Source organism: Micromonospora sp. NPDC047730, assembly GCF_043204765.1.
Lineage (GTDB): Bacteria > Actinomycetota > Actinomycetes > Mycobacteriales > Micromonosporaceae > Micromonospora.
Window position 1 is genome coordinate 44,224 of the sequence record NZ_JBIDCU010000025.1, and the last position, 15,007, is coordinate 59,230.

Consider the following 15,007-nt stretch of genomic DNA (forward strand, 5'->3'; position numbering starts at 1 on the left):
CAGGGTCAGCCGTGCGCCTTACCGCGGCCACCTGGGCCTAGCTTCTTGCGGGGGCGTACCGAGATCTCGATCGGGCTGCCCTCGAAGCCGAACTCCTCGCGCAGCTTGCGCTCGACGAAGCGCTGGTAGCCCGCGTCCAGCGGACCGGTGGTGAACAGCACGAAGCGCGGCGGGGCCACACCGGCCTGGGTGGCGAAGAGGATCTTCGGCGCCCGACCGCCGCGCACCGGGTGCGGGGTGGCCTGCACCAGGGCGGTCAGCCACGAGTTGAGCTGCGCCGTCGGCACCCGGGTCTCCCAGCTCGCCAGGGCCTTGCGCAGCGCCGGCGCGAGCTTGTCGACCGCCCGGCCGGTCCGCGCCGACAGGTTGAGCCGGATCGCCCACGGGATCCGGCGCAGCTCGCGCTCGATCTCCTTGTCCAGGTAGTACCGGCGGTCGGCGTCGACCAGGTCCCACTTGTTGAAGGCGATCACCAGCGCCCGGCCGGCCTCGGTGACCATGGACAGGATCCGCTGGTCCTGCTCGCTGATGACCTCGCTGGAGTCGAGCAGCACCACCGCGACCTCGGCGGCCTCGATCGCCGACGCGGTCCGCAGGCTGGCGTAGTACTCGGTGCCGCTGGCCTTGCCCACCCGCTTGCGCAGGCCCGCCGTGTCCACCAGCTGCCAGGTCTCCCCGCCGATCTCGACGAGGCTGTCCACCGGGTCCACCGTGGTGCCCGCCACCGAGTCCACGACCGCCCGCTCCTCGCCCGAGAAGCGGTTCAGCAGGCTGGACTTGCCGACGTTCGGCCGGCCGACGAGGGCCACCCGACGCGGGCCGCGCGGGCGGTGCTCGACGATCTTCGGGGCCTCCGGCAGCGCGTCCATGATGGCGTCGAGCAGATCGCCCGAGCCGCGGCCGTGCAGCGCCGACACCGCGTACGGCTCGCCGAGGCCGAGCGACCACAGCGAGGTCGCCTCCATCTCGATGGAGGTGTTGTCGGCCTTGTTCGCGACCAGGATCACCGGCTTGGCGCTGCGGCGCAGCATGCGTACCGCCGCCTCGTCCACATCGGTCGAGCCGACCATCGCGTCGACGACGAAGAGCACCACGTCGGCCGTGGCAACCGCCGCCTCGGCCTGCGCCGCGATCGCGGCCGCCCGGTCCTTGGCGTCGGGCTCCCACCCGCCGGTGTCCACCACGGTGAACTGCCGGCCCGCCCACTGCGCGTCGTACGGGACGCGGTCCCGGGTCACCCCGGGGATGTCCTCGACGACCGCCTGCCGGCGGCCGATGATCCGGTTGACCAGGGTCGACTTGCCCACGTTGGGACGGCCGACCACGGCCACGACCGGCTGCGGGCCGGTCACTTCCTCGGTGTCGACGTCCGGCTCCCGCAGCTCCACCCAACCGTCTGCGTCGGTCATGCCACTCCCCGCTCGGTCAGCAGGTCACGCAGCCGCGCGACGACCTCGTCGATGCCCAACTCGGTCGTGTCCAGCATCACGGCGTCGGCGGCCTGCGCCAGCGGGTCGGCCTTGCGGGTCGAGTCGAGCCGGTCCCGCCGGGCCAGGTCGGCCGCGGTGGCCGCCACGTCGGTGGCGTCCTCGGCGCTGCGCCGGGCGGCCCGGGCCGCCTCGGAGGCGGTGAGGTAGACCTTCAGGTCGGCGTCCGGCGCCACCACGGACCCGATGTCGCGGCCCTCGACCACGATCCGGCCGGCGTGGGCGATCATCTCGCGCTGCCGGGTGACCAGCAGCGCGCGCACCGCCGGCACGGCGGCCACGGCGGAGACCGCCCCGGTGACCTCCGGGCCGCGGATCTCGGCGTCGACGGTCACGCCGTCGGCGGTCACGCCGTACCCCGTGGGGTCGGTGCCGATGCGCAGGTCCACCTCGCCGGCGACCTTGGCCACCGACTCGGTGTCGGTCAGGTCGACACCGGAGCGCAGCACGGCCCAGGTGATGGCCCGGTACATGGCGCCGGTGTCGAGGTAGCGAGCACCGAGGCCGACGGCGAGCCGCCGCGAGACGGTGGACTTACCCGAACCGGACGGCCCGTCCACAGCGACCACGCAGCGCCCGGCCCGTACGTTTTCCTCCACCGTTGTCCTCCTCAGCCCGTACCCCACGAAACGCCCACCGCGTCCCGCGAGCGGTTTCCACACGTCCTCAATCATGCCCGGCGGCGCGCGAGGTCGCCGCCGGCCGCCGGGCCGCCACGGAGCCTACCGGCAGCCGTACCCGCGAGCCGGCCGGTCAGTCACCCACGGCCTTGAACAGGGCGGCGACCTCCGCGTTGGTCAGCCGCCGGGTGCGTCCGGCGCGCAGGTCACCCAGCCGGATCGGCCCGATGGCGGTACGCACCAGCCGGCTCACCGGGTGGCCCACCTCGGCGAGCAGCCGCCGGACGATGTGCTTGCGCCCCTCGTGCAGGCTCAGCTCCACCTGGGCGGTCCTGCCCAGGGTGTCCACCACCCGGAAGGAGTCGACCTTCGCCGGGCCGTCCTCCAGCTCCACGCCGGCCGTCAGCCGCTTGCCGAGGTTGCGCGGGATCGGCCCGGACACCTCGCAGAGGTAGGTCTTCTGCACCCCGTACGACGGGTGCATCAGCTTGTGCGCGAGAGTGCCGTCGTTGGTGAGCAGCAGCAGGCCCTCGCTGTCGGCGTCGAGCCGCCCGACGTGGTAGACCCGCTGCTCCACCCGGTTGCCGAGGAAGTCGGCGAGCGCCGTCCGCCCCTTCTCGTCGGCCATGGTGGAGACGACCCCGCGCGGCTTGTTCATGGCCAGGTAGACCAGGCGGGTGTCGGCGACGAGGCGCTCGCCGTCGACGTGGATGACGGCGGTGGCCGGATCGACCTTGTCGCCGAGCTGGGCGACCCGCCCGTTGACGGTGACCCGGCGGCGGAAGATTAGGTCCTCGCAGGCGCGCCGGGAGCCCACGCCGGCGGCGGCCAGCACCTTCTGGAGACGCTCGGCCCCCTCGAAGACGGGCGTGTCGGGGCGGGGGGTGCGGTCATCGCGTGGCATCGGCAAGCTCTTCTACGTCGTCGGGAAGGAACGGGGCCAGCGGCGGGAGGTCGTCGACGCTGTTCAGCCCGAGCTTCTCCAGGAACATCGTGGTGGTCCGGTAGAGGAACGCCCCGCTGTCCGGTTCGGCGCCGCACTCCTCCACCAGCCCGCGGGAGACCAGGGTACGGATCACCCCGTCGCAGTTGACACCCCGGATGGCGGAGATCCGCGACCGGGTCACCGGCTGCTTGTAGGCGACCACGGCGAGTGTCTCCAACGCGGCCTGGGTCAGCCGCACGGACTGCCCGTCCAGCACGAACCGTTCCACGTAGGTCGCGTATTCCGGGCGGGTGTAGAGACGCCAGCCACCCGCGGCCCGGCGCAGTTCGAAGCCGTGCCCGGCGGCGGTGTAGCCCGCGGCGATCTCGTCGAGCATCGGCCCGATCCGCTCGGCGGGCTGCTCCAGCACCTGGGCGAGCGTCAGCTCGCTGACCGGCTCGTCGACGACCAGCAGGATCGCCTCCAGCGCCCCGCGCAGCTCCGCGTCGTCGAGTTCCGGCGCCGGCGCGGGTGCCGGCGCCGACCGCCGCCGCCCGGCCGGCTGCTTCGTCGGTACGCCCGCAGCCGCGTCCCGTGCCGCGGTCTCCGCCTGCCCGGCGCCCTGTGCCGCCGGGTCAGGCCGCTCCGCGCCCTGTACCGCCGTCTCGCCCTGTTCGGCGCCCTGCTCCGCCGCGGCTGTCCGCTCCGCGCCTCGTTCCGCCGTCTCGCCCTGCTCGGTGCCCTCCCCCGCGGCGTCCCCGAGGGTCTCCCCCGTGCCGCCGACCGGCGCGGCGGGGACGTCGGAGGGATCCGGCACCTCCGGGGGCAGGTCGTTGCCAGGATCACCCGAAGGCGACTCGGCCGGCGGGGTGGGGCGCTGCCAGGGTGGGATCCAGGCGGCGGCCTGGTCCGCCAGGGAGTCCCGGCGCTCCTCGCTGCTCATCCGGTCTGCTCCTCCGTCGTCGTCGCCGTCCCGTCCCCGCCCGCCGCCGCGCCCGCCCCGGCCTCGTGGACCGGCCCCGCCGCACTCGCGTCGGCGACCGGCGGGCCCGCGGGCGACGTCTGGTCCGCCGGTTCGGCGGGGGTGCCGGCGTACTCGTCGATGTGCAGGTCCGGGCCGCCCTCGGCGGGGCCGGTCCAGCGTACGGTCAGCTCCTCCAGGGCCTGCTCCTGGACGAAGGCGACCAGGCCCTCCCGGTAGAGCTCCAGCAGCGCCAGGAACCGGGCCACCACCTCCAGGGTGGCGTCGCAGTCGGCGCAGAGCAGCGAGAAGGTGGCGGTGCCGGCCCGGCGCAGCCGCTCGGTGATGATCGCCGCGTGCTCCCGGACGCTGACCCGGACCATGTGCACGTGGGCGATCGACACCTCCGGCACCGGCTTCGGCGTCATCGCCCTGATCGCCAGCTTCAGCAGCCGCTCCGGGCCGATGCCGAGCACCAGGTCCGGCAGGGCCTCGGCGTACCGGGGCTCCAGGGTGACCGCCCGGGGGTAGCGCCGGCCGCCGACCTCCTCCAGCGCGGCGATGTGCGCCGCCGCCTCCTTGTACGCCTTGTACTGCAGCAGCCGGGCGAAGAGCAGGTCCCGCGCCTCCAGCAGGGCGAGGTCCTCCTCGTCCTCGACCTCGGCGGCGGGCAGCAGCCGGGCGGCCTTGAGGTCGAGCAGGGTGGCGGCGATGAGCAGGAACTCGCTGGCCTCGTCCAGGTCCCACTGGTCGCCCATGGCCCGGATGTACGCGATGAACTCGTCGGTGACCCGGTGCAGCGCCACCTCGGTGACGTCGAGCTTGTGCTTGCCGATCAACTGGAGCAGCAGGTCGAACGGGCCGGTGAAGTTGGCCAGCCGGACGGTGAAACCGCCGCTCTCCGCCGCCTCGGGCACGCCCCCGGGACCCGTCGGCACCTCGGCGGCCGGCACGGGCGGCTGCTCCGGCGTCGCGGGCGGATCGAGGGGTGGCGCGGTCACCGGAAGACCGTAGTCCACGCCCCGGACGCCTCGGCGCGAAGGTGCACCCCGGGCCTACCGCTCCGCCTGGGCGGCGATCACCTCGCGGGCGAGCTGGCGGTAGTTGCGGGCGCCGGACGAGGCCGGGTCGAGCGTGGTGATCGGGGCACCGGCGACGGTGGACTCGGGGAACTTGACGGTCTTGGTGATCACCGTCTGGTAGACCTTGTCGCCGAACGCCTCCACCACCCGCTGGAGCACCTGTCGGCAGTGGGTGGTGCGGCTGTCGTACATGGTGGCGAGGATGCCCTCGAGCTCCAGGTCGAAGTTGAGCCGCTCGCGCACCTTGTCGATGGTGTCCAGCAGCAGGGCGACACCGCGCAGGCTGAAGAACTCGCACTCCAGCGGGATGAGCACGCCGTGCGCGACGGTGAGCGCGTTGATCGCCAGCAGGCCCAGCGAGGGCTGGCAGTCGATCAGGATGTAGTCGTACTCCTTGCGGATCGACCGGAGCACCCGGGCCAGGGCCATCTCCCGGGCGACCTCGTTGACCAGCTGGATCTCGGCCGCGGAGAGGTCGATGTTGGCCGGCAGCAGGTGCAGCCCCGCCACGTCGGTCTTGATCAGGACGTCCTCGGCGGTGACGTCGTCCTGCATGAGGAGGTTGTAGACCGACAGGTCGAGGTTGTGCGGGTTGACCCCCAGCCCGACCGAGAGAGCGCCCTGCGGGTCGAAGTCGACCAGCAGCACCTTGCGGCCGTATTCGGCCAGCGCGGCGCCCAGGTTGATGGTCGTGGTGGTCTTGCCGACGCCGCCCTTCTGGTTGGCCATCGCGATGATCCGGGCCGGGCCGTGCCGGTCGGTCGGCATCGGCTCGGGGATCGGCTTGCGCATCGTGTAGGCCGCCGGATCCGCCGGGCCGAGATCCGCCCCGAGCGTGGCCTGCTGCTCGCGGAGCTCCGACGTCCAGGTCTCGGCACGGTCACCGTTGCCAGCCATGTCCTCGTTGCCCCCTCCCGACGACCACCCGGCGTCGGAGCCGTCCGACGTCCTGCGCGGCGCCGCTGCGCACCCCGTCTGCCTCGCCCCAGGAGGTCCGCGCCGATGCCGACTGTACGCCACCGGCCGACGGGCCGGTCGCACCCGCTCGGCGTGTCGCCGCCCCGCCGACCAGGCCACCCCCGGCGGACCGGCCGACGCCCACCGGCCGGACGGTCGACGGGTCAGCCGCGGGCCCGGGGATGGGCGGTGGCGTACACCTCGCGCAGCCGTTCCACGGTGACCAGCGTGTAGACCTGGGTGGTGGTCACCGAGGCGTGGCCGAGCAGCTCCTGCACCACCCGCACGTCCGCGCCGCCGTCGAGCAGGTGGGTGGCGTAGGAGTGACGCAGGGTGTGCGGGGAGACCGCCTGCGACCCGTCCACCGGCAGGCCGGCCCGCTGGGCGGCGCGGCGCAAAATGGTCCAGGCCCCCTGGCGGGACAGCGCGCCGCCGCGGGCGTTGAGGAACACCGCCGGGGTGCCCCGGCCGGCGGCGGCCAGCCCGGGCCGGGCCCGCACCAGCCAGGCGCGCAGCGCCTCGACCGCGTACCCGCCGATGGGGACCAGCCGGGTGCGGCCGCCCTTGCCGCGCAGGACGACGGTGCCCTCGCCGACGTCGAGGTCGTCGACGGCCGCGCCGACCGCCTCGGAGATCCGCGCCCCGGTGCCGTACAGGAACTCCAGCAGCGCCCGGTCGCGCAGCGCGAGCGGCGCCCCGTCGCCGGTGGCGGTCACGGCGCCGGCGGTCTCCAGCAGCCGGACCACGTCGTCCACCGGCAGCGCGCGGGGCAGCCGGCGCGGCGGGGTGGGCGGCCGGACGTCGCGGCTGGGGTCGCCGCCGGCCAGCCCCTCGCGCAGCGCGAAGCGGTGCAGCCCGCGCACCGCGCTGGCCGCCCGCGCCGCGGACGAGACCGCCAGCGGCGGGTGCGCGTCGTCGCCGGCCCGCAGCCGGGACAGGTGCTCCTCGACCTGGCCGGGGCCGACCGCCGCCAGGTCCGGCACCCCGGCCGCCGCCAGGGTGGCCAGGTAGCGCTCCAGGTCCCGGCGGTACGACGAGAGCGTGTTCGCCGACAGTCCCCGTTCGACGGTGAGGTGGTCCAGGTAGCCGCGGACGGCACGGCGCAGGGCCGGCGCGGGCTCCGCGCCCGCGCCGGCCCCGTCCGGTGTGCCGGTCAGCCCGCCGCCCCTCAGGCCAGCGCGTCGGCCAGCGGCAGGGCCCGCATGCCGTGCGCCTCGGCGACCGGGCCGTAGGTGACCTGGCCGTCGTGGGTGTTCAGGCCCAGCGCCAGCGCCGGGTCGCGGCGCAGCGCCTCCCGCCAGCCGTGGTTGGCCAGCTCCAGGGCGTACGGCAGGGTGACGTTGGTCAGCGCGTAGGTGCTGGTGTGCGGCACGGCGCCCGGCATGTTCGCCACGCAGTAGAAGATCGACTCGTGGACCTTGTAGGTCGGGTCGGCGTGCGTGGTGGGACGCGAGTCCTCGAAGCAGCCGCCCTGGTCGATGGAGATGTCGACCAGCACGCTGCCCGGCTTCATCCGGGAGACCAACTCGTTGGAGATCAGGGTCGGGGCCTTCGCGCCGGGCACCAGCACCGCGCCGATGACCAGGTCCGCGTCGAGCACGGCCCGCTCGATCTCGTACGCGTTGGAGGCGACCGTCTGGAGGTGGCCGCGGTAGATGGCGTCGGCCTGGCGCAGCCGCGCGACGTTCTTGTCCAGCAGCAGCACCTCGGCCTGCAGGCCGAGCGCGATCGCGGCCGCGTTCATGCCGGAGACGCCGGCGCCGATGACCACGGTCTTCGCGGCGTACACGCCGGAGACGCCGCCCATCAGGATGCCCCGCCCGCCGCCCTGCGCTTGCAGGTGGTACGCGCCGACCTGCGGGGCGAGCCGGCCCGCCACCTCGGACATCGGGGCGAGCAGGGGCAGCGACCGGTCCGGCAGCTCCACCGTCTCGTAGGCGATGCCGGTCACCTTGCGGTCGAGCAGCGCATCGGTGCATTCCTTGGACGCGGCCAGGTGCAGGTAGGTGAAGAGCACCTGCCCCGCGCGCATCCGGTGGTACTCCTCGGCGACCGGCTCCTTGACCTTGAGCACCAGCTCGGCGGTGTCCCACACCTCGTCGGCGGTGGCCAGGATCTTGGCCCCGGCGGCGGCGAAGTCGTCGTCGCTGATGCTGGACCCGACCCCGGCACCGGCCTCGACGAAGACCTGGTGACCGCTGCGGACGAACTCGTTGATGCCCGCCGGCGTGATCGCCACGCGGTACTCGTGGTTCTTGACCTCGCGGGGGATTCCGACCTTCACGATGCAGACACCTCTCTCCGGGGCTGCGCTCCCCCGACTGCTCGGCGCCACGACGGCCCCTTTGCCGCCGCGGTCCACCGGTCCCGTCGGCGGCAGTCTAGGCGCGCCGCCGCCCGAAATGAGCCAGCACAGTGACATCCGGTGCCCGCCCACCCTGACGAAGTGTCAGGCGTCGACCCGGCCGACGGTGGGACGCCACCTCAGCCGTCAGGACAGTGTTCGTCCATTATCGTCCCATCCAGTGGGTCCCGCTGCGGACACGACGAGAGTGGATCACTAGGGTGTCGCCTCATGACCACACCTCCTTACCAGCCCGGGTACCCGACGGGCGTTTCCGACAAGAGCAAGCTCGTCGCCGGTCTCCTCGGCATCTTCCTGGGCGGCTTCGGTGCCGGCCGGTTCTACATGGGCGACACCAAGACCGGTGTCCTCCAGCTCGTGGTGAGCCTTGTGACCTGCGGCTTCGGCAGCATCTGGGGCCTCATCGACGGCATCCTGATCCTCGTCAACGGCGGCGTCGACGGGCAGGGCCGGCCGCTGCGCGACTGACCCGACCGGAACGACGAAGGGGCCGTGCGGCGAACCGCACGGCCCCTTCCCGTGTACCACGTCGTCCGGCACGGCCGGCTCAGCGCGGCGCTGGCGTGTCCGCCCGACGCAGCGCCGACCAGCCGGCGTCGCGGCCCCTGGCGGCGGCGAGCAGCCCGGCCACGCAGGACGCGTTGGTGATCTCCCCCGCGAGGACCATGCCGACCGCCTCGTCCAGGTCGATCCGGACGACCTGGAGGTCGGCCTCCTCCTCGCTGCGCTCGTGGCGCCGCTCGGCCGGCACGTCGGTCAGCTCCCGGGCCAGGAACACCCGGACCAGCTCGTTGGTGAAACCCGGCGAGCTGTGCAGGTCGACCAGGACGTCGAGCTGTCCCGCGACGAGGTCGACCTCCTCGGCCAGCTCCCGGGCCGCGGCGGCGGCCAAGTCCTCGCCGGAGACGTCGGTCAGCCCGGCGGGCAGCTCCCACAGGTGCCGCCCGACGGGGTGGCGGTACTGGCGGATCAGCACCACCTGGCCGGCGGAGTCGAGCGCCACCACGGCCACCGCGCCGACGTGCCGGACGAAGTCCCGGACTCCCGTCCCGCCGCCCGGCATGGTCACCTCCTCGCTGACCACGTCGAAGATCCGGCCGCGGTAGCGCTCGGTGCGGGAGCGCACCTCGTAGCGGTGCTCGACGGCGCTGCTGTGCCCGGTGGCCTGCTCGCTCCGCTCGCTCACGAGGCCGACGCCGCCTTCGCGGCGGCGCCGCCGTTGCGGGCGGCCTTCTTCGCCGCCGCGTTCTCCGCCGCCTCCAGGTCCACCGGGAGCTGGTCGGCCTCGGAGTACGCCACGGCCGCCTTGACGAAGGAGGCGAACAGCGGGTGCGGCCGGGTCGGGCGGCTCTTCAGCTCCGGGTGCGCCTGGGTGGCCACGAAGAACGGGTGCAGGCCGCGGTCCAGCTCGATGAACTCGACCAGCCGGCCGTCCGGCGAGGTGCCGGAGAAGCGCAGGCCCGCCTTGGTGAGCTGGTCCCGGTAGGCGTTGTTCACCTCGTACCGGTGCCGGTGCCGCTCGCTGATCTCGGTGCTGCCGTACGCCTCGGCGACCAGCGAGCCCTCGGCCAGCTTCGCCGGGTACGCCCCGAGCCGCATCGTGCCGCCCAGGTCGCCCCTGCCGGCGACGATGTCCTCCTGGTCGGCCATGGTGGCGATGACCGGGTGCTTCGCCTCCTCGTCGAACTCCAGCGAGTTGGCGCCCTCCAGGCCGGCCAGGTGCCGGGCCACCTCGATGGTCATGCACTGCAGGCCGAGGCAGAGGCCGAGCAGGGGGATGCCGTTCTCCCGGGCGTACCGGGCGGTGCCGATCTTGCCCTCGATGCCGCGCACCCCGAAGCCGCCCGGGATGACGATGCCGTCGACGCCGGCCAGGGCGGCCGCGGCGCCGGTCGGGGTGACGCACTCGTCGCTGGGCACCCAGCGCAGCTGCACCCGGGCCCGGTGACCGAAGCCGGCGGCCCGGATCGCCTCGCTCACCGACAGGTACGCGTCGGGCAGGTCGACGTACTTGCCGACCACGGCGACGGTGACGGTGTGCCGGGGCTGGTGCACCCGGTCCAGCAGGTCGTCCCAGCTGGCCCAGTCCACGTCGCGGAAGGAGAGGCCGAGCCGGCGCACCACGTACGCGTCGAGGCCCTCCCGGTGCAGCACCTTGGGGATGTCGTAGATGCTCGGCGCGTCCGGGGCGGCGGTGACCGCCTCGCGGTCGACGTCGCAGTAGAGCGACAGCTTCTGCTTGACCTTGTCGGGGATCTCCCGGTCGCAGCGCAGCACCAGCGCGTCGGGCTGGATGCCGATGCTGCGCAGCTGGGCCACCGAGTGCTGGGTCGGCTTGGTCTTCAGCTCCCCCGACGGCGCCAGGTACGGCACCAGCGAGACGTGCAGGTAGAAGCAGTTGTCGCGGCCCAGGTCGTGGCGGACCTGCCGGATCGCCTCCAGGAACGGCAGCGACTCGATGTCGCCGACCGTGCCGCCGACCTCGGTGATCACGACGTCCGGCACCTGGCCGTCGTCGTCCGGGTCGGCCATGGCCAGGATCCGCGACTTGATCTCGTTGGTGATGTGCGGGATGACCTGGACGGTGTCGCCCAGGTACTCGCCGCGCCGCTCCTTCGCGATCACGTCCGAGTAGATCTGGCCGGTGGTGACGTTCGCCTTCCCGGAGAGTGCCCGGTCCAGGAAGCGCTCGTAGTGCCCGACGTCGAGGTCGGTCTCGGCGCCGTCCTCGGTCACGAAGACCTCACCGTGCTGGAACGGGTTCATCGTCCCCGGGTCGACGTTGAGGTAGGGGTCGAGCTTCTGCATGACCACGCGCAGGCCGCGCGCGGTGAGCAGGTTGCCGAGGCTGGAGGCGGTGAGGCCCTTACCCAGCGAGGAGGCGACGCCCCCGGTGACGAAAATGTGCCTGGTCGTCCGTGCTGAAGGGGCCAAGGCCTGCTCCCGTGTCGTCTGTCGCGGTCGTGCAGACCGCCGTGCCGATCAGCAAAGTGATCACGCGATCCACGGGATTCCACGGTAACACCTCACCCGACCCCGCCGCCCGGCGCACCCGTACCGGCCGTCCGGGTGTCGCCGGCCCGCTCAGGAGGCCGTGACCTCGGTCGATGGCCGGCCGGCCGGCGCGTCCGGCCCGGCGACCGGATCCGCGGTGCTCGCCCCGGCGCCCGCCGCCCCCGGGCCGTCCGGGCCGCCGTCGTCCGATCCCCCGCCGCCGCCCGGCCCGTCGCCGGCCCCGCCCGGCCCGCCGTCGCTCTGGCGGGCCGCGTCGGGCTGGGTGCGGTCGGTCGAGTGGTCGAGCACCCGCAACGCGGCCAGCGCCGCCATCGGCACCACCAGGGCGCCGGCCGCGCCGGCCACGTCCAGGGCGTCGCCGCCCAGCACCCCGCCGATCACCGCGGCGACGGCGGTGCCGGCCATCGCCGCCCGCATCGCCGGGTAGATGCCGAACAGCCGCATCAGCCCGCCCCACGGCTGGAGCAGGGCGAACCAGACCAGCAGGGCGCCGGCCAGGGCCAGCACGGTCAGCGGGCTGTTGACCAGGGTGTCGAAGTTGGCGGTGCTGGAGCGGTGCACGGTGAGCCCGCCGGTGCCGTCGCCGACGGCGGCCAGGAAGCGGCCGAGGCTGCCCCGCTCGGCGGCGGGGCGGCGCAGGTCCAGCACCGCGAAGCCGATGGTCAGCGCCAGCCCGGCCATGGTCGCCCAGGCCAGCCGGCTGATCGTCAGCCAGCCGCCGGCGCTGATCGCGGCGGCGACGCTCAGCCCGGCGGTCAGCGCGATCGCGCCGACCGGGTCGGACCCCAGGTACGGGCTGCCGACGACCACCACGGCCGCGCCGCCGACGACCACCATGACGGTCGGCCGCCAGGACCGGCGGACCCGCTGGGCCAGCCACCCCGCGCTCAGCAGGGCGCCGGCCAGGAACACGCCGAGCCCGACGGTGCCCAGCCCGGCGTACCGGCCGCCCTCCAGGGCCGAGTAGCCGACCACCCCGTTGAGCTGGAGGCGGGCGCCGGTGAGCACGTCCACCCCGACGGCCAGCGCGGTCAGCCCCGCCACCGCGCCGAGCGGGCCGAGGGTGCTCGCGTACCCCGGCGCCAGCCGGACCACCGCGGTCGCGGCGACCAGCAGCAGCACGGTCACCCCGGCGAAGTAGACGCCGGCGTGGTCGCCGCGCCACCACGGCACCGCGTCGGCGAGCAGGGCCGCCGGCACGGCCAGGGCGGCCCCGATCAGCAGCAGCTCGACGACCGACACGACCCGCCGCGACACCGGCTCCGGGCCGTACGGGCCGGCGTGCCGGCGGGCCCGGCGCAGCAACGGCAGCACCGCCACCGCCAGGACCACCTGGACGCCGGCGAGCAGTGCGAAGAACCAGTCCGCCACCCGCCGTTGGGCGGCCGCCTCCCGGTCGGCGTCGGCGGGCTGTGCGATCGCGGTGGCCAGGTCCGCCGGCCGCCCGGCGACCGATTCGGCCGGCCGACCGAGGAAGAGCCGCTCGGGCATCGGCCGGCCCAGCGCGGTGAGCGCGGTCGGTGCGAGGTCGACCAGTTGCAGGTAGCCCTCCCGGCCGGTGCTGGCCGAGGTGAGCCACCCGCGCTCCCAGCCCGGCCCGTCGGCGACGGCCACGTGCAGCCGGGACGGCACCTCGGTGTCGGACACCCCGGCGACGATCACCAGCGAGCGGGGCGGCCGGGCGGCGAGCACCCGGGCCAGCCGGGCGTCGGCCTCCCGGGCCGCCGCGGCCCGGGCCGCCGGGTCCTCGCCGGCGACCGTGCCGAGGTCGACGATGCTCAGCACGCACGAGCCGAGCAGCTCGGCGGGGTCCTCGGGCAGGGCGGCGGCGTACCGGTCGACCCGGCCGAACGGCCGGGCGGCGGCCACCGCCGCACCGGGCCCGACCGCCACCGAGCAGCGCACCGACTCCGACAGCGCGCCGGGCACCGCGCCCCACGGCAGCCGCTCCTGGTTGTGCAGGACGACGCTCTCCTGGTCGGGCAGGTTCGCGCCGATACCGTCGGGTTGCTCCACGGTCACCGCCGTCGGGGGGCAACCCCCGACCTGCCGGCTGCCGTTCCAGGCGGCGAAGCTGCCCGCCCCGAGGGTCAGCCAGCCGTCCACGGGGCAGGTCGGCCGGTGCGCGGAGCGCACCGAGAGGGAGCCGATGGAGCCGTCGCGGGCCATCCGCCACAGCGTCGGGGTGGTCTGCGGGTCGACGTCCTCCCAGCGCAGCCCGGCCACCCCGGCGAGCACGACGAAGTCGGCGGTGCGCTCCGGCGCCTCCCGGTCCGGCCGGGCGGTCAGCGCCGCGATGCCGAGCGCCACCACGACCAGGGTCAGCAGGGCCGGGGCGAGTCTGCGCAACATCACCGGCGTCCCGTCGACGGGGCGTGACCGTCACGTCCGGGTTCGGCGGGCCCGCCGTCGGCGCCGGGGGCCGCGGATCCTGCCGCGTCCGGGGCCAGCTCGGCGTAGAGCGCCGCGAGCTGGGCGAGGGTGTCCGCCTCGGTGGGCCAGGTCGCGGCCCGGGCGGCGCCCCGCCGGCCCAGCTCGGCCCGACCGGCCTCGTCGTCGAGCAGGGCGCGCACGGCCGCGTCGACCGCGTCCACGTCCCCGGGCGGCACCAGCGCCGCGGCGTCGCCGACCAGCTCCGGCAGGCCGCCGACGGCGGTCGCCACCAGTGGTACGCCGGCCCGCATCGCCTCCTGCGCGAAGAGCTGGCGGGCCTCCCAGTCGCTGGTCACCAGCGCCAGGTCGGCCCCGGCGAGCAGGTCGGCCACGTCGGTGCGGTGCCCGAGCAGGGTCACCGGGGCCCGGGCGGCGGAGATCCGGGCGGCCAGCGGCAGGTAGGCCGGGCCGCTGCCGGCGATCACCACGACCGGCGCCGGGGTCCGGGTACGCCACCGGGCGGCCGCGTCGACCAGCACGTCGTACCGCTTCTGCGGGTGCAGCCGGCCGACCGAGAGGATCAGCGGCTGGCCCGGGCCGACGCCGAACTCGGCGCGGACGGCGGCCCGGCGGCGGCGCGGCGCGGGCAGCGCCGGCGCGGCGACCGGGGCGAGCCGGGCGTCCGCCGCGCCCAGCGCGGCGGCCCGCTCGACGAGGTCGGCGGAGGCGCCGAGGGCCACCCGGGCGCCCCGGGCGACGACCCGCTCGACGAGGCGGGACACGCCGCCGCGCAACCCGCCGGCGAGCACCGCGTTGTGCCAGGTGACCACGAGTGGCACGGCCGGCCGGGCGAGGACGGCGACCAGCCCGGCCCGCAGCCCGTGGGCGTGCAGCACGTCGACCGGCTCGGCGGCGAGGGCCCGGCGCAGCGCGCCCACGGCACGGGCGTCGGCAGGGGTCGGGCTGGCCGGGATCTCCACCGGCCGGAACCGGGCGCCGACGCCGGTGAAGTCGAACTGCTCCTGCGTCGCGGCGGGCCCGCAGACCAGCACGGCGGCGCCCGCGGCGGTCAGCCCCTGGGCGAGGGAGCGGACGTGCTGCCCGACCCCGCCGGTGCTGGAGGCGAGCAGCAGGGCCACGGTGCCGCGCCAGTTGGTGTCCGGTGTCGGTTCCGTCACCGGGACCACCCCCGCTCGTCGGTCGCCGCCGGCCGGTCACCCGT

The 15,007-nt window shown here is 74.9% G+C and carries 13 protein-coding genes; 1 reads left to right on the top strand and 12 read right to left on the bottom strand.

Annotated elements, in window-relative coordinates; genetic code table 11:
• Window positions 1–5 precede the first annotated feature (5 nt).
• The 8 genes from der to ald all read right to left on the bottom strand — a co-directional run bounded on the left by der (window position 6) and on the right by ald (window position 8,316).
• Window positions 6–1,409, bottom strand: coding sequence for a ribosome biogenesis GTPase Der (der, locus tag ACGF5G_RS32595; protein ID WP_393270063.1), 1,404 nt, complete (start codon window positions 1,407–1,409; stop codon window positions 6–8).
• Window positions 1,406–2,086: a (d)CMP kinase gene (cmk, locus tag ACGF5G_RS32600; RefSeq protein WP_393270066.1), complete on the bottom strand. Its 681-nt coding sequence runs from the start codon at window positions 2,084–2,086 to the stop codon at window positions 1,406–1,408. Before cmk ends, der begins: the two co-directional genes overlap by 4 nt.
• A 154-nt stretch (window positions 2,087–2,240) precedes the next feature.
• A complete protein-coding gene (locus ACGF5G_RS32605; protein WP_393270069.1) occupies window positions 2,241–3,011 on the bottom strand; it encodes a pseudouridine synthase in 771 nt (256 codons plus the stop codon).
• Window positions 2,998–3,975 (bottom strand): SMC-Scp complex subunit ScpB, encoded by a 978-nt coding sequence (scpB, locus tag ACGF5G_RS32610; RefSeq protein ID WP_393270073.1) that lies wholly within the window; start codon window positions 3,973–3,975, stop codon window positions 2,998–3,000. Before scpB ends, ACGF5G_RS32605 begins: the two co-directional genes overlap by 14 nt.
• On the bottom strand, window positions 3,972–4,994 hold the full coding sequence (locus ACGF5G_RS32615; RefSeq protein ID WP_393270076.1) for a segregation and condensation protein A: 1,023 nt from the start codon (window positions 4,992–4,994) through the stop codon (window positions 3,972–3,974). Before ACGF5G_RS32615 ends, scpB begins: the two co-directional genes overlap by 4 nt.
• 54 nt (window positions 4,995–5,048) lie before the next feature.
• Window positions 5,049–5,972, bottom strand: a complete 924-nt coding sequence (locus ACGF5G_RS32620) for a ParA family protein (RefSeq protein WP_036375269.1) — start codon at window positions 5,970–5,972, stop codon at window positions 5,049–5,051.
• A gap of 224 nt (window positions 5,973–6,196) precedes the next feature.
• A complete protein-coding gene (locus tag ACGF5G_RS32625) occupies window positions 6,197–7,189 on the bottom strand; it encodes a site-specific tyrosine recombinase XerD (RefSeq protein WP_393270125.1) in 993 nt (330 codons plus the stop codon).
• 11 nt (window positions 7,190–7,200) lie between these two features.
• Complete coding sequence (gene ald, locus ACGF5G_RS32630; RefSeq protein ID WP_393270079.1) at window positions 7,201–8,316, bottom strand: alanine dehydrogenase; 1,116 nt, start codon at window positions 8,314–8,316, stop codon at window positions 7,201–7,203.
• 291 nt (window positions 8,317–8,607) lie between these two features.
• Between ald and ACGF5G_RS32635 the strand changes: the two genes are divergently transcribed.
• A complete protein-coding gene (locus ACGF5G_RS32635; protein ID WP_393270082.1) occupies window positions 8,608–8,865 on the top strand; it encodes a TM2 domain-containing protein in 258 nt (85 codons plus the stop codon).
• A gap of 79 nt (window positions 8,866–8,944) precedes the next feature.
• On the opposite strand, the gene ACGF5G_RS32640 is transcribed toward ACGF5G_RS32635, so the two are convergent.
• The 4 genes from ACGF5G_RS32640 to ACGF5G_RS32655 form a co-directional block, all read right to left on the bottom strand.
• Window positions 8,945–9,583 (bottom strand): NUDIX domain-containing protein, encoded by a 639-nt coding sequence (locus tag ACGF5G_RS32640; protein WP_393270084.1) that lies wholly within the window; start codon window positions 9,581–9,583, stop codon window positions 8,945–8,947.
• Window positions 9,580–11,331 carry a CTP synthase gene (locus tag ACGF5G_RS32645; RefSeq protein ID WP_393270087.1) on the bottom strand — a complete coding sequence of 584 codons (1,752 nt, stop codon included), beginning with the start codon at window positions 11,329–11,331 and terminating at the stop codon, window positions 9,580–9,582. Before ACGF5G_RS32645 ends, ACGF5G_RS32640 begins: the two co-directional genes overlap by 4 nt.
• A 150-nt stretch (window positions 11,332–11,481) precedes the next feature.
• Window positions 11,482–13,764, bottom strand: a complete 2,283-nt coding sequence (locus tag ACGF5G_RS32650) for a hypothetical protein (RefSeq protein ID WP_393270090.1) — start codon at window positions 13,762–13,764, stop codon at window positions 11,482–11,484.
• Complete coding sequence (locus ACGF5G_RS32655; RefSeq protein ID WP_393270093.1) at window positions 13,764–14,963, bottom strand: glycosyltransferase family 4 protein; 1,200 nt, start codon at window positions 14,961–14,963, stop codon at window positions 13,764–13,766. Before ACGF5G_RS32655 ends, ACGF5G_RS32650 begins: the two co-directional genes overlap by 1 nt.
• Window positions 14,964–15,007 lie beyond the last annotated feature (44 nt).